This is a genomic window from Mesorhizobium sp. P160927 (assembly GCF_057766385.1).
This window is the reverse complement of sequence record NZ_JBYMDW010000001.1, coordinates 4342952-4357622: the sequence shown is the minus strand read 5'-3', so window position 1 is coordinate 4357622 and position 14671 is coordinate 4342952. Positions and strand designations below refer to the sequence as shown.

13 protein-coding genes are annotated in these 14671 nt (G+C 63.6%); 8 read left to right on the top strand and 5 right to left on the bottom strand.

Going from position 1 to position 14671, the window contains the following annotated elements; translation table 11 throughout:
• Nucleotides 1–963 (bottom strand): hypothetical protein, encoded by a 963-nt coding sequence (locus AC3CB8_RS21260; RefSeq protein WP_352566142.1) that lies wholly within the window; start codon nt 961–963, stop codon nt 1–3.
• A gap of 154 nt (nt 964–1117) precedes the next feature.
• On the opposite strand from AC3CB8_RS21260, the gene AC3CB8_RS21255 reads away from it, so the two are divergent.
• On the top strand, nt 1118–1702 hold the full coding sequence (locus AC3CB8_RS21255; RefSeq protein WP_352549770.1) for a nitroreductase family protein: 585 nt from the start codon (nt 1118–1120) through the stop codon (nt 1700–1702).
• The gene (locus tag AC3CB8_RS21250) at nt 1703–2311 is read left to right on the top strand and encodes a flavin reductase family protein (protein WP_352566140.1); all 609 of its coding nucleotides are present in this window, start codon (nt 1703–1705) and stop codon (nt 2309–2311) included. It begins immediately after the preceding gene.
• A 3-nt stretch (nt 2312–2314) separates the two neighbouring features.
• On the opposite strand, the gene AC3CB8_RS21245 is transcribed toward AC3CB8_RS21250, so the two are convergent.
• Both AC3CB8_RS21245 and AC3CB8_RS21240 read right to left on the bottom strand, forming a co-directional pair.
• Nucleotides 2315–3196: an HpcH/HpaI aldolase/citrate lyase family protein gene (locus tag AC3CB8_RS21245; protein ID WP_352566138.1), complete on the bottom strand. Its 882-nt coding sequence runs from the start codon at nt 3194–3196 to the stop codon at nt 2315–2317.
• Nucleotides 3196–3693, bottom strand: a complete 498-nt coding sequence (locus AC3CB8_RS21240; protein WP_457103642.1) for a MaoC family dehydratase — start codon at nt 3691–3693, stop codon at nt 3196–3198. Before AC3CB8_RS21240 ends, AC3CB8_RS21245 begins: the two co-directional genes overlap by 1 nt.
• 106 nt (nt 3694–3799) lie before the next feature.
• Between AC3CB8_RS21240 and AC3CB8_RS21235 the strand changes: the two genes are divergently transcribed.
• On the top strand, nt 3800–4924 hold the full coding sequence (locus AC3CB8_RS21235; protein WP_352566136.1) for a DUF2336 domain-containing protein: 1125 nt from the start codon (nt 3800–3802) through the stop codon (nt 4922–4924).
• Here the strand turns inward: AC3CB8_RS21235 and AC3CB8_RS21230 are convergent.
• Both AC3CB8_RS21230 and parE read right to left on the bottom strand, forming a co-directional pair.
• Entirely contained in the window at nt 4921–6990 is a 2070-nt protein-coding gene (locus tag AC3CB8_RS21230; protein ID WP_023770023.1) for an FUSC family protein, read from the bottom strand. The genes AC3CB8_RS21235 and AC3CB8_RS21230 overlap by 4 nt on opposite strands.
• A 44-nt stretch (nt 6991–7034) precedes the next feature.
• Nucleotides 7035–9092, bottom strand: a complete 2058-nt coding sequence (parE, locus tag AC3CB8_RS21225; RefSeq protein WP_352566134.1) for a DNA topoisomerase IV subunit B — start codon at nt 9090–9092, stop codon at nt 7035–7037.
• Between the two features lie 238 nt (nt 9093–9330).
• On the opposite strand from parE, the gene cpaB reads away from it, so the two are divergent.
• From cpaB to AC3CB8_RS21200, 5 genes are read left to right on the top strand one after another with little or no spacing between them, the layout of a single operon-like run.
• Nucleotides 9331–10257, top strand: coding sequence for a Flp pilus assembly protein CpaB (gene cpaB, locus AC3CB8_RS21220; protein WP_245273760.1), 927 nt, complete (start codon nt 9331–9333; stop codon nt 10255–10257).
• Between the two features lie 30 nt (nt 10258–10287).
• A complete protein-coding gene (locus AC3CB8_RS21215) occupies nt 10288–11733 on the top strand; it encodes a type II and III secretion system protein family protein (RefSeq protein ID WP_023770026.1) in 1446 nt (481 codons plus the stop codon).
• A 3-nt stretch (nt 11734–11736) separates the two neighbouring features.
• Nucleotides 11737–12006: a hypothetical protein gene (locus tag AC3CB8_RS21210; protein WP_352595497.1), complete on the top strand. Its 270-nt coding sequence runs from the start codon at nt 11737–11739 to the stop codon at nt 12004–12006.
• Nucleotides 12007–12039: 33 nt separating this feature from the next.
• Nucleotides 12040–13251, top strand: coding sequence for a CpaE/TadZ family protein (locus AC3CB8_RS21205; RefSeq protein ID WP_023770029.1), 1212 nt, complete (start codon nt 12040–12042; stop codon nt 13249–13251).
• A complete protein-coding gene (locus tag AC3CB8_RS21200) occupies nt 13248–14666 on the top strand; it encodes a TadA family conjugal transfer-associated ATPase (protein WP_023770030.1) in 1419 nt (472 codons plus the stop codon). Before AC3CB8_RS21205 ends, AC3CB8_RS21200 begins: the two co-directional genes overlap by 4 nt.
• Nucleotides 14667–14671: the final 5 nt, after the last annotated feature.

Sequence of the window (14671 nt, the reverse complement as noted above, 5' to 3'; positions counted from 1 at the left end):
CTAGTCCGCGCCTTCTTCCGGATCCATCGCCGCCGCTTCGGTGGCGAGAACCTCGATCTCCTGGTTCTGCCCGCCAACGACCGTGAAATCCTTCTGGTAGATGCGGTCGCGGTTCTTGGCGATGATGGTGTAGTCGCCTTCGGCCAGCACCATCGAAGCGAAGGCGCCGACGGTTTCCTTGATCGGATCGCCGGACTCGTTGAGCAGCGACCACGAGGTGTCGGCAATCGCTTCGCCGCCCGCCTCGCGCACCAGCTTCATGGTGATTTCGGCGGCGTGATGCTCAACGGTGGCTTCGGTCAGCTTGCCGGCCTCGACGCGGATGTCGGATCGGATGACCGCATTGACCGCGCCGTAGGTCGAGACGACATGGTAGATGCCGGCATTGAGCCGCACGACGCTGTTGGGTTCGACATCGGGAATGATCAGCGCGCGGTCGCCATTGGCCTCGGCGGTGCCCTCATAGATCGAAAAGCGCAGTTTCTTCGGCGGAATGCGCACGCCGCCGGACAGAACCGCGTCGAGCTTCAGGCCGCCGGCATCGAGCACGAGGCTTTCTTGCTTGGCTTCCTTGCCGACGGTGATGCGCTTGGTGGCGCCGGCGCGGCCATAGGAAGCGTGGACTAGGTAACTGCCGGGCTCGAGCTGGAAGACGGCGCTGCCGCCATGGGAGGAGGCGACCATCGGCAATTTGCCGTTGACCGCTTCGGGCTTGAAGACACGCCAGACTAGTCCACGTGTGATGTCGGTGCCCTTGTCGGTCAACTGGGCCGAGAGCGTGATGGCGCCACCGCCGCCAAGCGCCAGCGGGGTCTCGCTCTTCGGCGTTGCATAGCTCGAAATTCCGGGAAGTTTCAGGTCGCCGACGCCGTCCTTTTCCTGCGCGACAGCCATGGAGACCGGCAGCAGGAACAGCGCGGCGCAGAGCCGAACCAGGAAAAGACGCAGTCGCCCCTCAAACATGCCTTGCGTTGAAGCCCATGGCGGTGGCAATTTCAAGGCTTAAGAGTCCGATCCGGGACTCTTCAGCCCGGCGTTAGCGCGCCTTTGCCCAAGCCACCCGATTCCCGATGGTGCGCTTCAGCTCAAGACAGAGTGTTTCAGGAGACTTGCGTCCATGGCGTCGCCGATCATCGACTTCCTGCTGACCCGAAATTCGGCGCCGATCCCCGACCTCAGGGAACCGGCGCCAAGCGACGCCGACATCGCCACGATGATCACTGCCGCCACGCGCGTGCCCGACCATGGACGGCTCGAACCCTGGCGCTTCATCCTTTATCGCGGCGAAGCCCGCATCGAGATCGGCAAGAAACTAGCGGCCTTGGCCGAACAGCGCGAGGGGCTGTTGCCGGAAGGCCGTCGCAACCAGGAACTGGCGCGGTTCTCGCGCGCTCCACTGGTGATCGGTGTCGTATCCATTCCGAGGGAGAACCCAAAAATCCCGCAATGGGAGATGTTCCTGTCCGGAGGCATGGCGGCGATGAACCTGGTGATCGCGGCCAATGCACTGGGCTATGGCACGAACATGATCAGCAACTGGTATTCCGACGTGCCGGAGGGCAGGGCGATCCTCGGACTGGCGCCGCAGGAGCGCGTCGTCGGTTTCATCCATATCGGCTCCTACGCCGGTCCGGCGCCGGAGCGGCCACGGCCCGATCCGGCCAAGCTCTACACCGATTACGCCGGACCCTGGGCGGGCTGAATGTTCTACGAGCCGTCCAAGGGGCATGGACTGCCGCACGATCCGTCGAAGGCGATCGTGGCGCCGCGCCCGATCGGCTGGATATCGACGCTGAACAAGGCAGGCGAGGTCAATCTGGCACCATATTCGTTCTTCAACGCCTTCTCGACCCGGCCTTTCATCGTTTGGTTTTCCTCCGAAGGCGAGAAGGACAGCGCCTCGTTTGCGCAGGAAACCGGCGAGTTCGTCGCCAACCTGGTCAGCCGCGATCTTGCGGAGAAGATGAATTACACATCCGTCGACGCGCCGCGCGGCGTCAACGAGTTCGTCTATGCCGATCTCGCCATGGCGCCTTCGCGTCTCGTCAAGCCGCCGCGCGTGGCGGCTGCACCCGCGGCGCTCGAATGCCGGGTTACGGAAGTGTTTCACCCAAAGGCGCTGGACGGATCGCCAACGAGTGCCTTTGTCGTCGCCGGTGAGGTGATCGGCGTGTACATCGACGATGCTTTCCTGAAAGACGGCCTGTTCGACATCACCAAGGCCGGCAACGTGGCGCGTCTCGGCTACATGGATTATGCCAGCGTCGACGAGGTCTTTGCGATGCGCCGGCCGCGCTGGGGCAGGGAGTAGCCGTCAGGCGGATATCCCGGCGGCTTTCGCGCGGGCCAGAAGCCGTTCGGCCAGCCGTAGATGCGGGCGGTCGAACATCTTGCCGTCGATGCCGACGACGCCCGGATTTCCGGCCGCCTCGAAGGCCGCTACGATAGCCGCCGACTGTCTCACCGCCTCGGCAGAGGGCGTGAACGCAGCGTTGATGACAGACACCTGATCGGGGTGGATTGCCATCTTGCCGGTGAAGCCGTCACGCTCGGCCTCGGCACATTCCGCGGCGAGGGCCGCCATGTCGCGAAAGCCGGGGAATACGGTGTCGATCGCGGCGACTTCCGCGGCTCCGGCCGCGAGAATGGTCGTCAGACGGGCGTGACGGAAAAGATCGGTGTAGCGGCCGTGCTCGTCGCGGGCAGAGCGTGCGCCTATCGCCGCCGACAGGTCTTCCGCGCCCCAGGTGAGACCGGCGAGCCGTGCGCTTGTCCCCGCATAGGTGGCGGCGGCGAGCACGCCCGCCGGAGTTTCGGTGATGATCGGCAGGATTTTTATCGACCCGTCGGGCAGGCCGTTTTCAGCCTCCCGGACCCTGAGCTTGGCCGCGAGCTGCTGCACATGCTGGCCGCTGTTCGATTTAGGCACCATGATGCCGTCCGGTCTTGCCGGAACGAGCTTGGCAAGATCATCGTCCGTCATCCCGGTCGAGAGGTCATTGACCCTGACATAGAGCGCCGAGTTGGTTTGCCCCCTGCGTTCGAGGATGAAGCGCGCCGCGATCTCGCGCGCCCGCTCCTTGTTCCGCGGCGCCACGGAGTCCTCGAGATCGACGATGACCACGTCGGCGCCGGCGCCAAATCCCTTCTCCAGCTTCCGTTCGGAATCGCCTGGAACGAACAGCAGCGAGCGCATCAGTCTGCCTTCTTCAGCATCATCGCTTGCCTGATGCATTGAGCGACCAGATCGCCATGCTGGTTGTAGGCGCGGTGCTCGAATTCGACGATGCCGCGGTCGGGCTTCGACCTGGATTCGCGCACCGAGACGACAGATGTTTCGACGCGGATGGTGTCGCCATGAAAGACCGGGTGAGGAAACACGGTTTCCTTCATGCCGAGATTGGCGACCGTCGTGCCGACAGTGATGTCGTTTACCGAAATGCCGATCATCAGGCCGAGCGTGAACAGCGAGTTGACCAGCGGCTTGCCCCATTCGCTCTTGGCGGCGAAATCGAAGTCGATATGCAGCGGCTGCGGGTTCAGCGTCATCACCGAAAACAGCATGTTGTCGCTCTCGGTGACGGTCTTGCGCAGCGTGTGATGGAAGACATGGCCGACAACAAACTCCTCGAGATATAGCCCTGCCATCTTCCGCCTCCTGCGCTGTCTGACGGTTGATAGGCGCTGCTTCAGGCCCTCGCAAGCCAGTTAATGAACATGGTGAACCGTTCGTAAACCATTTCTGCCTACCCTACTCACGGGGCCGGAAACCCTCCGGCGAGGGGCGTGAGCAGACGGCATGGTTGTTGTTTCGCATTTTCTGAAATGGATCTACACGGCCAGGGTGTCGGAGCGCGCCGCCGCGGCCCATGCGCTGGCCCGAGCCTATGTCAATTGCGAATTGCCGTTCGAGGATCGCTGCGCCGCCGAGGCGGCGCTGACGCTGCTGCTCGACGACGCCTCGTCGAAAGTGCGGCTGGCGATGGCGGAAGCGCTCTCGATGAGCCATCACGCGCCGTTGCAGATCATCAGTGCGCTTGCCGCAGACCAGCCGGAGGTCGCCGGGGTCGTGCTGGCGCGCTCGCCGCTGCTCACCGACGCCGACCTGATCAACCGCGTGGCGGCGAGCCAGAAAGCAACGCAGAAGCTGATCGCCGACCGGCCTGTAGTCTCGATGGCGCTTTCGGCGGCCATCGCCGAGATCGGCGAGGCGGAGGCCTGCGCCGTGCTTTTGGCCAATAGCGGCGCCGACATCGCGTCAGTCAGCTTCCGGCGCATGGCGGAACGCCATGGGCATCTGCCTCTGGTGCGCGAGGCGCTGATCTCGGACATCAGGCTGCCTGCCGACTGCCGGCATATGCTGCTCGTCAAGCTCGGCGAGACATTGAAGACATCGCCGCTGGTCATGGCGTTGATGGGAGCCGCGCGTGCCGACCGGGTCATGCGCGATGCTTGCGTCAAGGCCTCGGTGACGCTGATCGAGGGCACGCGCCAAGAAGAGCACGCGGCCCTGATCGAGCATCTCAGGCTGCGCGGCGACCTGACCGCGAGCTTCCTGATCCGCACAATCGCGCATGGCAAGGTCGATTTCTTCGGCTCGGCGCTGGTCGCGCTCAGCCAGCAGTCCGAAGCACGGGTGAGGGCGCTGCTGGCCGGCGGGCACGACGTGGCCCTGCAGGCGCTGTTCCGCGGTGCCGGCATGGCTGCCGCCACGCATGCCGTCATCCTGCGCGCCCTGAAAATCTGGCGCGAGGTTGCCAACGGTAAGCGCGTCGCCGGCGTGCAGGAAGTCAGTTGGCTGATGCTCAAGGAATTAGGCGGGCAATCCGCCGAAGGCGATCTTGCCGCCTTGGTCAAGTCGATCCATCTCGGCGCCCTGCGTGAGAATGCACGCGGCCATGCGCTGGCGATCGCCGCAGCTTAGATCTTTTCCCTCGCGAAGAAGTCCGGGAAATCCTCCATCGCCGCGGCGATGATGCGCAGGGACGCCGCGATCCGCAGCATGTCCCCAGTGGCGTTTCGCTGGGCGATGCCTGCCGCATACTGCCGGGCGACGGCAATGGTCGCTGTTTGCGGATCGCCAGGGGTACGGAAAAGCAGCTCGCGCGCCAGTCCCCTCAGGAAATTGGCGATTGAAAGCGTCGTTTCCGATGGGATGGCATGGTTTTGGCTGGCAATGCGCAGTCGCAGGATCTCCAAGCCGACCGTGACGGAAGCGACGCCGCCTCCCAGCACCGCCTCACCCTTCCTGCCGGAATTCTGGACCAGCGGCATCAACTGATTGACCCGGTCATAAGCGAGGCTCTCGAAGGCCGAACGCCTCGGCACGCGCTCATGCAGGCAAAGCCGCGCCAGATCCTCGCGCATGGCGCGCACGATGCGGTCGGCCGCGAGCCATGGATCGGCCGGCAACACGACGATGAAGACGCCGATGGCCAAGAGGATGCCGACCAGGATCGATGCCGAGCCTGCGAAGAAGGGGCCGGGATCGTAGGTCATCGCCTGATGTGGGCTGAGAAAGGCCAGGAAGTTGATGGCGAAGGCTGTCGCCACGCCGACATAGCGCGGATTGGCCATGGCGAGTGCCGCTGGCACCATGATGGGCACGACGAACAGCATGAACCAGCCGAAGCCGGGCATAGCGGGGAGCGCAACCTGGCCGACGAGAAAGGCAAAAGGCAAAGCGAGCAGCGTGCCCTTGAAGAACCCCCAGGATACTTGCACCGGGTCGGGGCGAGCGGAAAACAGGCTCGACACCACGGCAACGAGGATGACGGTGCCGGCCGCTTCCGACCACTTCGTCGTCAGCCAAAAAGCAGCGACCAGCAGCGTGGCAACGGCCGCACGGACGGCGTTGCGCGCAGCACCGGGATAGTCGCGATGCACCACCAGGGCCGGCTGCTGGCTGCCGGGACCTGGACGGCGCGTAACCGGCGCGCGCAAGGCGTCGAGGCCACGCAGCACCTGTTTCAGCGCCTCGGCGAAATCGGCCGCGATGGTGAGGCGGGTAATGGTGCCGACCCTGTCCTCACCCTGGTCGGTCGAGGCGTCGGGCATTTGCCGGGCCCTGATCGAGATCGCGTCGAGCCGCGCCACCCAGGATGAGGTATCGTCCAGCGCTCCCGGCTTGGCTGCCAGTTCGCTGACAAGGGCCTGCAGTTCCGAGCGCACCGGGATGAGGGCCGCGTTTTTCGGAGCGGCATGCGAATAGAGCGCGCGCGCCGCCGAAAGAGCCGAAAGCAGTTGTCCGATGGTGCGCCGCACCGGATGCGCGCGCGGCGCGAAGCTCGGCGCTTCGAGCCTGGCATAGGCGCGCATCTCGCCAAGCGTCTGGGTATCGGCGACAAGCTTCCGGTGCAGGCCGATCAGCGTTGCCCGGTCGCCGCCTGAAAACGCACCGCCGGCATAGGTGGCGAGGTCGAGAATGCAGCGTTTCAGCCGCGAGACGATGGCGTCGCCGGCCAGTTTTGGCAAGATCAGCCGGCTAGTCAGGCCGGCGCAGACGATGCCGAGCACGATCTCGGCACAACGCGCGACCGCGAGGTCGACGACCAGATGCGGTTGTCCGAAAGCGGGCAGGCCGATAATCATTGCGGTGTAGCCTGCAAGGGCCGCGCCATAGGCCTCGGGATTGCGCAGCAGCGACGAGACGAAGGTGCAAATGCCAATCCAGACGGCAAGCGCCGTCACCAGAATCCAGGGGCCGGTACCGAACGCCGTGGTGATGCCGATTGCCGCGACACCGCCGGCCAGCGTGCCGAGCAGGCGGTAGAAGCCTTTCGCCAGCACCATGCCGGCAACCGGCTGGGCGACGATGAACACCGTCATCATCGCCCATTGCGGATGGTCGAGCTTCAGCGCGTAAGCGGCCAGCAATGCGATCATGCCGGCCGAAACGGTGCGGAGCGCAAAAATCCAGTCAGAGCGTGTCGGTTGCGTCAGCCCGGCCAGGCTCGTCTCGAAATAGGTCTTCAGCCGCGGCCAGGTCACATGCTGGTCTCCATGTCAGGAATGCAAGCTAAACGCGCCAGCGGCTAGATATCCAGCACTTCCGTCTCGGCGAATTCGGCGCGTTCCTGGATGAAGCGGAAACGGGCTTCGGGCTTGGTGCCCATCAGCTCATCGACCCTGTCCTTGGTGGCGGAATCGATTTCGTTCACATCAACCCTGAGCAAGGTACGCTTCCTTGGGTCCATGGTGGTTTCCTTGAGCTGCGCGGCCATCATTTCGCCCAGGCCCTTGAAGCGGCCAAGCTCGACCTTGCCGCGGCCGGTGAACTCGGTGCGCAGAAGCTCATCCTTGTGGGCGTCGTCGCGGGCATAGGCGACCTTGCCGCCTTGCCTGATCGAGTAAAGCGGCGGCACCGCCAGGTAGAGATGGCCGCCGCGCACCAGCGCCGGCATCTCCTGGTAAAAGAAGGTGATCAGCAGCGAAGCGATGTGGGCGCCGTCGACATCGGCATCGGTCATGATGATGACGCGGTCGTAGCGCAAATCCTCGTCACGGTATTTTGACCGCGTGCCGCAGCCGAGCGCCTGGATCAGGTCCGATATCTGTTGGTTGGCGGCAAGCTTGTCATTGCCGGCGCTGGCGACATTGAGGATTTTTCCACGCAGCGGCAACACGGCCTGGCTGGCACGGTCGCGTGCCTGCTTGGCCGAGCCGCCGGCGGAATCACCTTCGACGATGAAGAGTTCGGCACCAGCCGCCGCGTTCTGCGTGCAGTCGGCGAGCTTGCCCGGCAAGCGCAGCTTGCGCACCGCGCTCTTGCGCGACACTTCCTTTTCCTGGCGGCGGCGCACGCGTTCGTCGGCGCGCGCGATCACCCAGTCGAGCAGCTTCGAGGCTTCCTGCGGATTATCGGCCAGCCAATGGTCGAACGGGTCGCGGATCGCGGTCTCGACGATGCGTATCGCTTCGATCGTCGCCAGCCTGTCCTTGGTCTGGCCGACGAATTCCGGCTCGCGGATGAACACCGACAGCATGCCGGCGGCCGAGATCATGACGTCTTCCGACGTGACGATCGAGGCGCGCTTGTTGCCGACGAGGTCGGCATAGGCGCGCAGGCCGCGCGTCAGCACGTTTCGGAAGCCGGCTTCGTGGGTGCCGCCTTCACCGGTCGGGATGGTGTTGCAGTAGGAATTGATGAAGCCGTCGCCACCGAACCAGGTCACCGCCCATTCCAGCGAGCCATGGCCGCCTTGCTTGTCGCTCTTGCCGGCGAAGATTTCGCGCGTCACCTGGAAGTCGTCGCCGAGCGACGCCTTCAGATAATCCTTGAGGCCGCCTGGGAAATGGAATTCCGCCTTGGCCGGTGTCTGATCCTTTTCCTTGATCAGGGAGGGATCGCAGGTCCAGCGGATCTCGACGCCGCCAAACAGGTAAGCCTTCGAACGCGTCATGCGGTAGAGACGCGCCGGCTCGAAGGCCGCCCCCTTGCCGAATATCTGCTCATCGGGGTGGAAGCGGATTTTTGTGCCGCGCCGGTTGTGAACTTCGCCGAGTTGCTCCAGTCCGGTCACCGGGACGCCGCGCGAAAAGCGTTGGCGATAGAGCTGGCGGCCCCGCGCGACCTCGACCTCGAGATGATCCGACAGGGCGTTGACGACGGAGACGCCAACGCCGTGGAGGCCGCCTGATGTCTCGTAGACCTTGGAGTCGAACTTGCCGCCCGAATGCAGCGTCGTCATGATGACTTCGAGCGCCGGCTTCTTGAATTTTGGGTGCATGTCGACCGGAATGCCGCGGCCATTGTCCGTGACTGTGAGATGGCCGTCGGCGGAGAGTTCGACATCGATGAAGGTGGCATGGCCGGCAACCGCTTCGTCCATCGAATTGTCGATGACCTCGGCGAAGAGATGGTGCATCGCCTTGTCGTCGGTGCCGCCAATATACATGCCTGGCCGGCGGCGCACCGGCTCAAGGCCCTCAAGCACCTCGATGTCGGCGGCGCTGTAGCCCTCGCTGCCATCCTTGGTTGCGGCTGGGCGCCTGGCGGCCGCCTGCACCAGCGGATCCGCCGGGCGCGCCGGCGTGCGAACCGGCTGCTGCTGTTTCTCCAGATTGCCGAAAAGATCGTTGTTGTCGTCCATGCCTGCCATAGAGTCCAAGCTGCGAATCACCCCGTCGATACTGCCACGCTTTTCAGCGCCAAGCGACGGAGGTTCCTGTTACGTTCGGGGATTTAACTGCTCTTACCCTAAAACCATTCGATAACCAAGCGGGCGGAAATAGCTCAAATGCCGCCGCGCAATATTCCTGATTCTTTAACAATGCCGCCTAGCGTGAGCCCAACATAACAAGAAACGACCGGCATCAGGGGTTTTCGGCGTGAGGGGCAAGGCCATAACGATGATCGGCATCGCCGCCGTTTTCGGGGCGATCTCGATCTTTGTCGCGGATTTCTGGGTCAAGAGCCAGGCCAAGGCCGATGCCCAGGAGAAAACGGCCTCGATCGCTGCTCCGGCCGCGCCCAGGATCGAGTTCAAGACCATCGTGGTGGCGAACGCGCCATTGCGCTACGGCATGGAACTCGACCGCGCCAAGCTCAGCGAAATCCCGTGGCCGCAGGATTCCCTTCCGCAGGGCGCCTTTGCCACCATCGATGGATTGCTTGGCGAAGGCGGCCGGGTCGCGCTGTCGCCGATCGAGATCAACGAGCCGGTGCTGCTCACCAAGCTGTCGGGACCGAACGGCCGCGCGACGCTGTCCAACATGCTGACGCCCGGAATGCGCGCGGTCACCATCCGCACCGACGAGATCGCCGGCGTCGGTGGCTTCGTCACGCCGGGCGACCGGGTCGATGTCGTGCTGACCCGCGACGCCGGCGAAATCCAGGAAGTCGCCAAGAACGCGCAAGGGGCTGCCGGTTCGACCATCACCTCGGAGATCGTCGTTGCCGACGCCAAGGTGCTCAGCGTCGGGCAGGGCGCCGACGAGCGCCAGACAACGCCGCAGGTGGCCAATTCCGTGACCCTCGAGGTGACGAGCGACGGCGCGCAGAAAGTGGCGCTTGCCCGTACCGTCGGAACGCTGTCGCTGTCGCTTCGCTCCGCCAGCGAAGGCGGCGATGGCAAGAACGGCGTCACCACCATCTCTTCCTTCGGCGGATCCGTCGCTTCCAAGACACAGGCCGTGGCCGGCTCTTTGTTCGATGCCATAGCGAAGGAGCCGGAGAAGCCGAAATTCAAGACGATCATCGTGACGCGCGGCACGCAGGCCGAGGAATATCAGGTTCCAACGCGGGACCAGAAGTAAAGACCGGTGGGGACCGGGCGGGACGGGACAATGTTGATGCGTACCCTATATCGAATGACGGCTCGGTCGCGCTTCGTGCGCGCCCTGGCAACGGCGTTTGCCCTGGCTGCGAGCGGCGTGCTCGCCTTGCCCGGAGCGGCAAAGGCGGACAACGACATCGTCTATGTCTCGTCGACGAAGAATGCGTCGATCAAGGTTGCCAAGGGCAAGCCCAAGACGATCATGACGAGCGCCGCCTTCTACCAGATCGTCATCGGCGATCCGGAAATCGCGAACGTCAACCCGCTGACCGACAAATCCTTCTATGTCCTGGGCAACAATCTCGGCACCACCGGCATTGCGCTGTTCGACCAGAACAAGCAGCTCGTCGGCACCGTGGACATCGAGGTGACGCTCGACACCGACCAATTGGCGAACACAATCCGTGCCAGTGTGCCGGACGCCAAGATCAAGGTCGGCTCGGCCAACGGCCGTGTCGTGCTGTCGGGTGAGGCGGATGACGCCGTTGCGGCGGATAAGGCAAGCAAGATCGCCAGCCGCTTTTCCGGCAATGAGGAAGTGATCAACTCGGTCAATATCTCGTCGTCGCAGCAGGTTCAGCTCAATGTCCGGTTCGTCGAGATCAACCGCCAGGCAGGGCAGGACTTGGGCGCGAAATACAGCGCCAATTTCGCCTACGGCTTCGGCGGTCGCGACGTTTCACTGGATCCGGGCACGGTGCCAGCGGCGGGGAACGGCGAGATCATCGGCCGACTGCTGTCGAACGGCGTCTCGATCGACATTGCCATCAAGGCGCTGGAAGAGCGCGGCCTTGCCCGTCGGCTGGCTGAGCCGAACCTGATCGCGCGTTCAGGTGAGACAGCGAGCTTCCTGGCCGGCGGCGAATTTCCGATCCCGGTTTCGGAGGACAACGGCAAGATTTCGGTGAGCTACAAGAAATATGGCGTTAGCCTGGATTTCAAGCCGACCGTACTCAAGGACGGGCTGGTCAGCCTCGACATCGCGCCGGAAGTCTCCTCGATCGATGCGTCGGCATCCTACAATATCGGCAACATTTCCGTGCCCGGCTTCATCGTGCGCCGCGCCAAGACCTCGGTCGACCTGAAGAACGGCCAGAGCTTCATGATCGCCGGGCTTTTGCAGTCCCAGAACGACATCACCACGTCTCGCATTCCCGGCCTTGGCAAGATGCCGGTGCTTGGAGCGCTGTTTTCGTCGAAATCCTATCAGCGGCGCGAGACCGACCTGGTCATCATCGTCACGCCGTACCTGGTCAAGCCGGTCGATCCGTCGAAGAAATTGGCCGAGCCGACCGACGGCACCCAGCCCGCCAGCAATGTCGACTATTTCCTCAACAACACCGAGGAGGTGAAGGCGTCGGATACGGGCCGCGCGCTGGCGCTGGCCGATGGCAGTGCGGCACGGGCCGCTCCTGCCACCAAAGTCGGTCATTTCCTCGACCTGCCGAAGGACTGAGCCATGCGTCTGATCCTGAAATGGTGCATCGCCCTGCCTCTTGCCGGTCTGGCAAGCGGCTGCACCAGCGACGACTACGTGCGCAGCGAAGGGGTGACGTCCGGCACCGGCGAGGCACAGGCCGCCAACACCGTCATGCAGATGGTCGACCCGTGGAAGTACGGCGTCCAGAACACGACACTTCTCGTGCCTGCCAAGCGTGGCAGTGCCGGCCCCGTCGCGCCCGATCAGGCGGCCGGTGCCAAGGCTGCGCAAACGACCACCGACAACTGATCCAGACGGCGATCGACCTCACAGGCGGCGAGAATGGCAAACAACAGCACCAAGAAAATCCTGCTCGTATCGACAGACCGGACCTTCGCGCAGGACACGAAGACGGCCTTTGCCGCTTCCGAGGTCATCCAGCTCATAACGGTGGAGAAGAACGTCACCGAGCTGCGCGGCGAGGTCCAGGAAGCCGAGTTCGGCGTCGTCATCGTCGACATGGATGCGGCGAAACTCGAGGAGATCGAGTCACTGCAGCGCGTCATGCGCCGGCTCGAGGGCAAGGCGCCGGTGGTCGTGGTCACCCAAGAGTTCAACGCCGCGGCCGTGCGCATCCTGGTGCAGCTCAAGGTCGCCGACTTCCTGGTCAAGCCGATCACCACGGCAGACCTCGTGCGTTCGGTGGTGCGGGCTCTGCAGGGGCCTGGGCGCGAGGAAAACAGCGAGTCGCAGATCTATACCTTCATGCCGGCCGCCGGCGGCGTCGGCACCACGACGCTGGCGCTGCAGACCGCGTTCCAGCTGCATCATTCGGTGACGCGCGGCGCCTCAACCTGCGTGGTCGACCTCAATTTCCAGCAAGGTGCCTGCGCTGAATATCTCGACCTGGAGCCGCGTTTCGACATCACCGAAATCGAGAACCAGCCTGAGCGCCTCGACCGGCAACTGCTCGATGTGATGCTGTCCAAGCACGCCAGCGGGCTGTGTGTGCTGGCGGCGCCGACGCATCCGTCGGAAATGCGCTCGTTCAAGACCGATGTCGTGGTGCGCATGCTGGACCTGGTTTCGGCCTATTTCGACAATGTCGTCATCGACATGCCGCGCACCTGGTTTCCGTGGACGGAAACGGTGCTGCTCGGTTCCAACAAGCTTTACATCGTTGCCGAAATGACGGTGCCGTGCCTGCGCCATACGCAGCGTCTGATCCAGGCCGTCTACGAGACCGCCGGCAAGGAGGTGAAGCCGAACGTGATCGTCAACCGTTTCGAGCAGAAGATGTTCGACAACGGCATCAAGCACGCGGACGTCCAGGAAATCCTCGGCGAGCATTTTGTCGGCGGCATCGCCAACAATTACCGGCTGGTGCGCGAGGCTGTCGACCGCGGCGTGCCGCTGCACGAGATCGATCCCAATGCCAATGTCGTCAACGACCTGAAGAAGATCATCCTTCCGGAAGAGGCGGTGGCAACCGCGAGCAAGTCGAAGTCGCTGTTCGGCTTCGGCAGGGGCCTCTTGAAAAGGAAAGCTGGATGACCAGCCGTTTTTCCACCCTGCAGAACCGTGACGCGCGTCCGCGCCCGGCTGAATCGACGCCGGTCGCGCATCACGCAGTCGTCATCCCGACCAGCCGAAAGGCTTTGCCTGCGAAGGCGGAGGCGGCGCCGGCAAAGAATGCCAACAAGGTGCTCGATGCCCGCGTGCGCATCCACCGGCTGCTGCTCGAGGAGATCAATCTCGTCGCGCTGGAGCGCTTGCCCAAGGAGGAGATGCGCCGGCAAGTGCATGATTTCGTTTCGGAAAAGACCCGCCAAGAGCGGATGGCGATCAACACCGCCGAACTCGACGCGCTGGTTGACGACATCGTCGACGAGATGGTCGGCCTCGGCCCGCTTGAGCCGCTGCTCAAGGATCCCGATATCAATGATATCCTGATCAACGGCCATCAGAACTGCTTCGTTGAAAAGAAAGGCAAGCTGCAGCAGGTCCATATCCCGTTCAAGGACGAGGCGCATCTGCTCAGAATCGTCAACAAGATCGTGGCCGCCGTCGGTCGCCGCGTCGATGAATCGCAGCCGATGGTCGACGCTCGCATGCTGGACGGCTCGCGGTTCAACGCAGCCATCCGCCCGGTGGCCGTCGACGGCCCGCTGGTGTCGATCCGCAAGTTCTCCAAGAACAAGCTTGGCCTGCACAGGCTGGTCGAATTCGGCGCCATCACGCAGAACATGGCCGAAGTGCTGGCCGCGGCCGTCCACGCCCGCAAGACGACGATCATTTCGGGCGGCACCGGCACCGGCAAGACGACGATGCTTAACGCACTGTCGGCGTTCATTCCAGAAGACGAGCGGTTGATCACCATCGAGGACGCGGCGGAACTTCAATTGCAGCAGCCGCATGTCGCACGCATGGAGACGCGTCCCGCCAACATCGAAGGCCATGGCGAGCTCAAACAGCGCGACTTGGTCAAGAACGCGCTGCGCATGCGTCCCGACCGCGTCATCCTCGGCGAGTGCCGCGGCGAGGAAGCCTTCGACATGCTGCAGGCCATGAACACCGGCCACGAAGGCTCGATGGCGACCATCCACGCCAATACGCCGCGCGACTGCATTTCGCGCCTCGAGCAGATGCTGGGCATGACCGGCATGCCGATGACGGTGCAGTCGATCCGCAGCCAGATCGCCAGCGCCATCGACATCATCGTCCAGCTGACCCGACTTTCCGACGGCAAGCGCAAGGTGACGAGCGTCGCCGAGGTGACCGGAATGGAGGGCGATGTCATCCAGATGCAGGAGATCTTCCGCTTCGTGCGCACCGGCATGGAGGCCGATGGCAAGATCCTTGGCTACTACGAGGCGACCGGCATTCGGCCGCGTTTCCTGGAAGACCTGCGCGCCATGGGCATCGACTTTCCCGGACGTTATTTCGAACCCGGCCGGCCGCAGGAGTAGCCGGC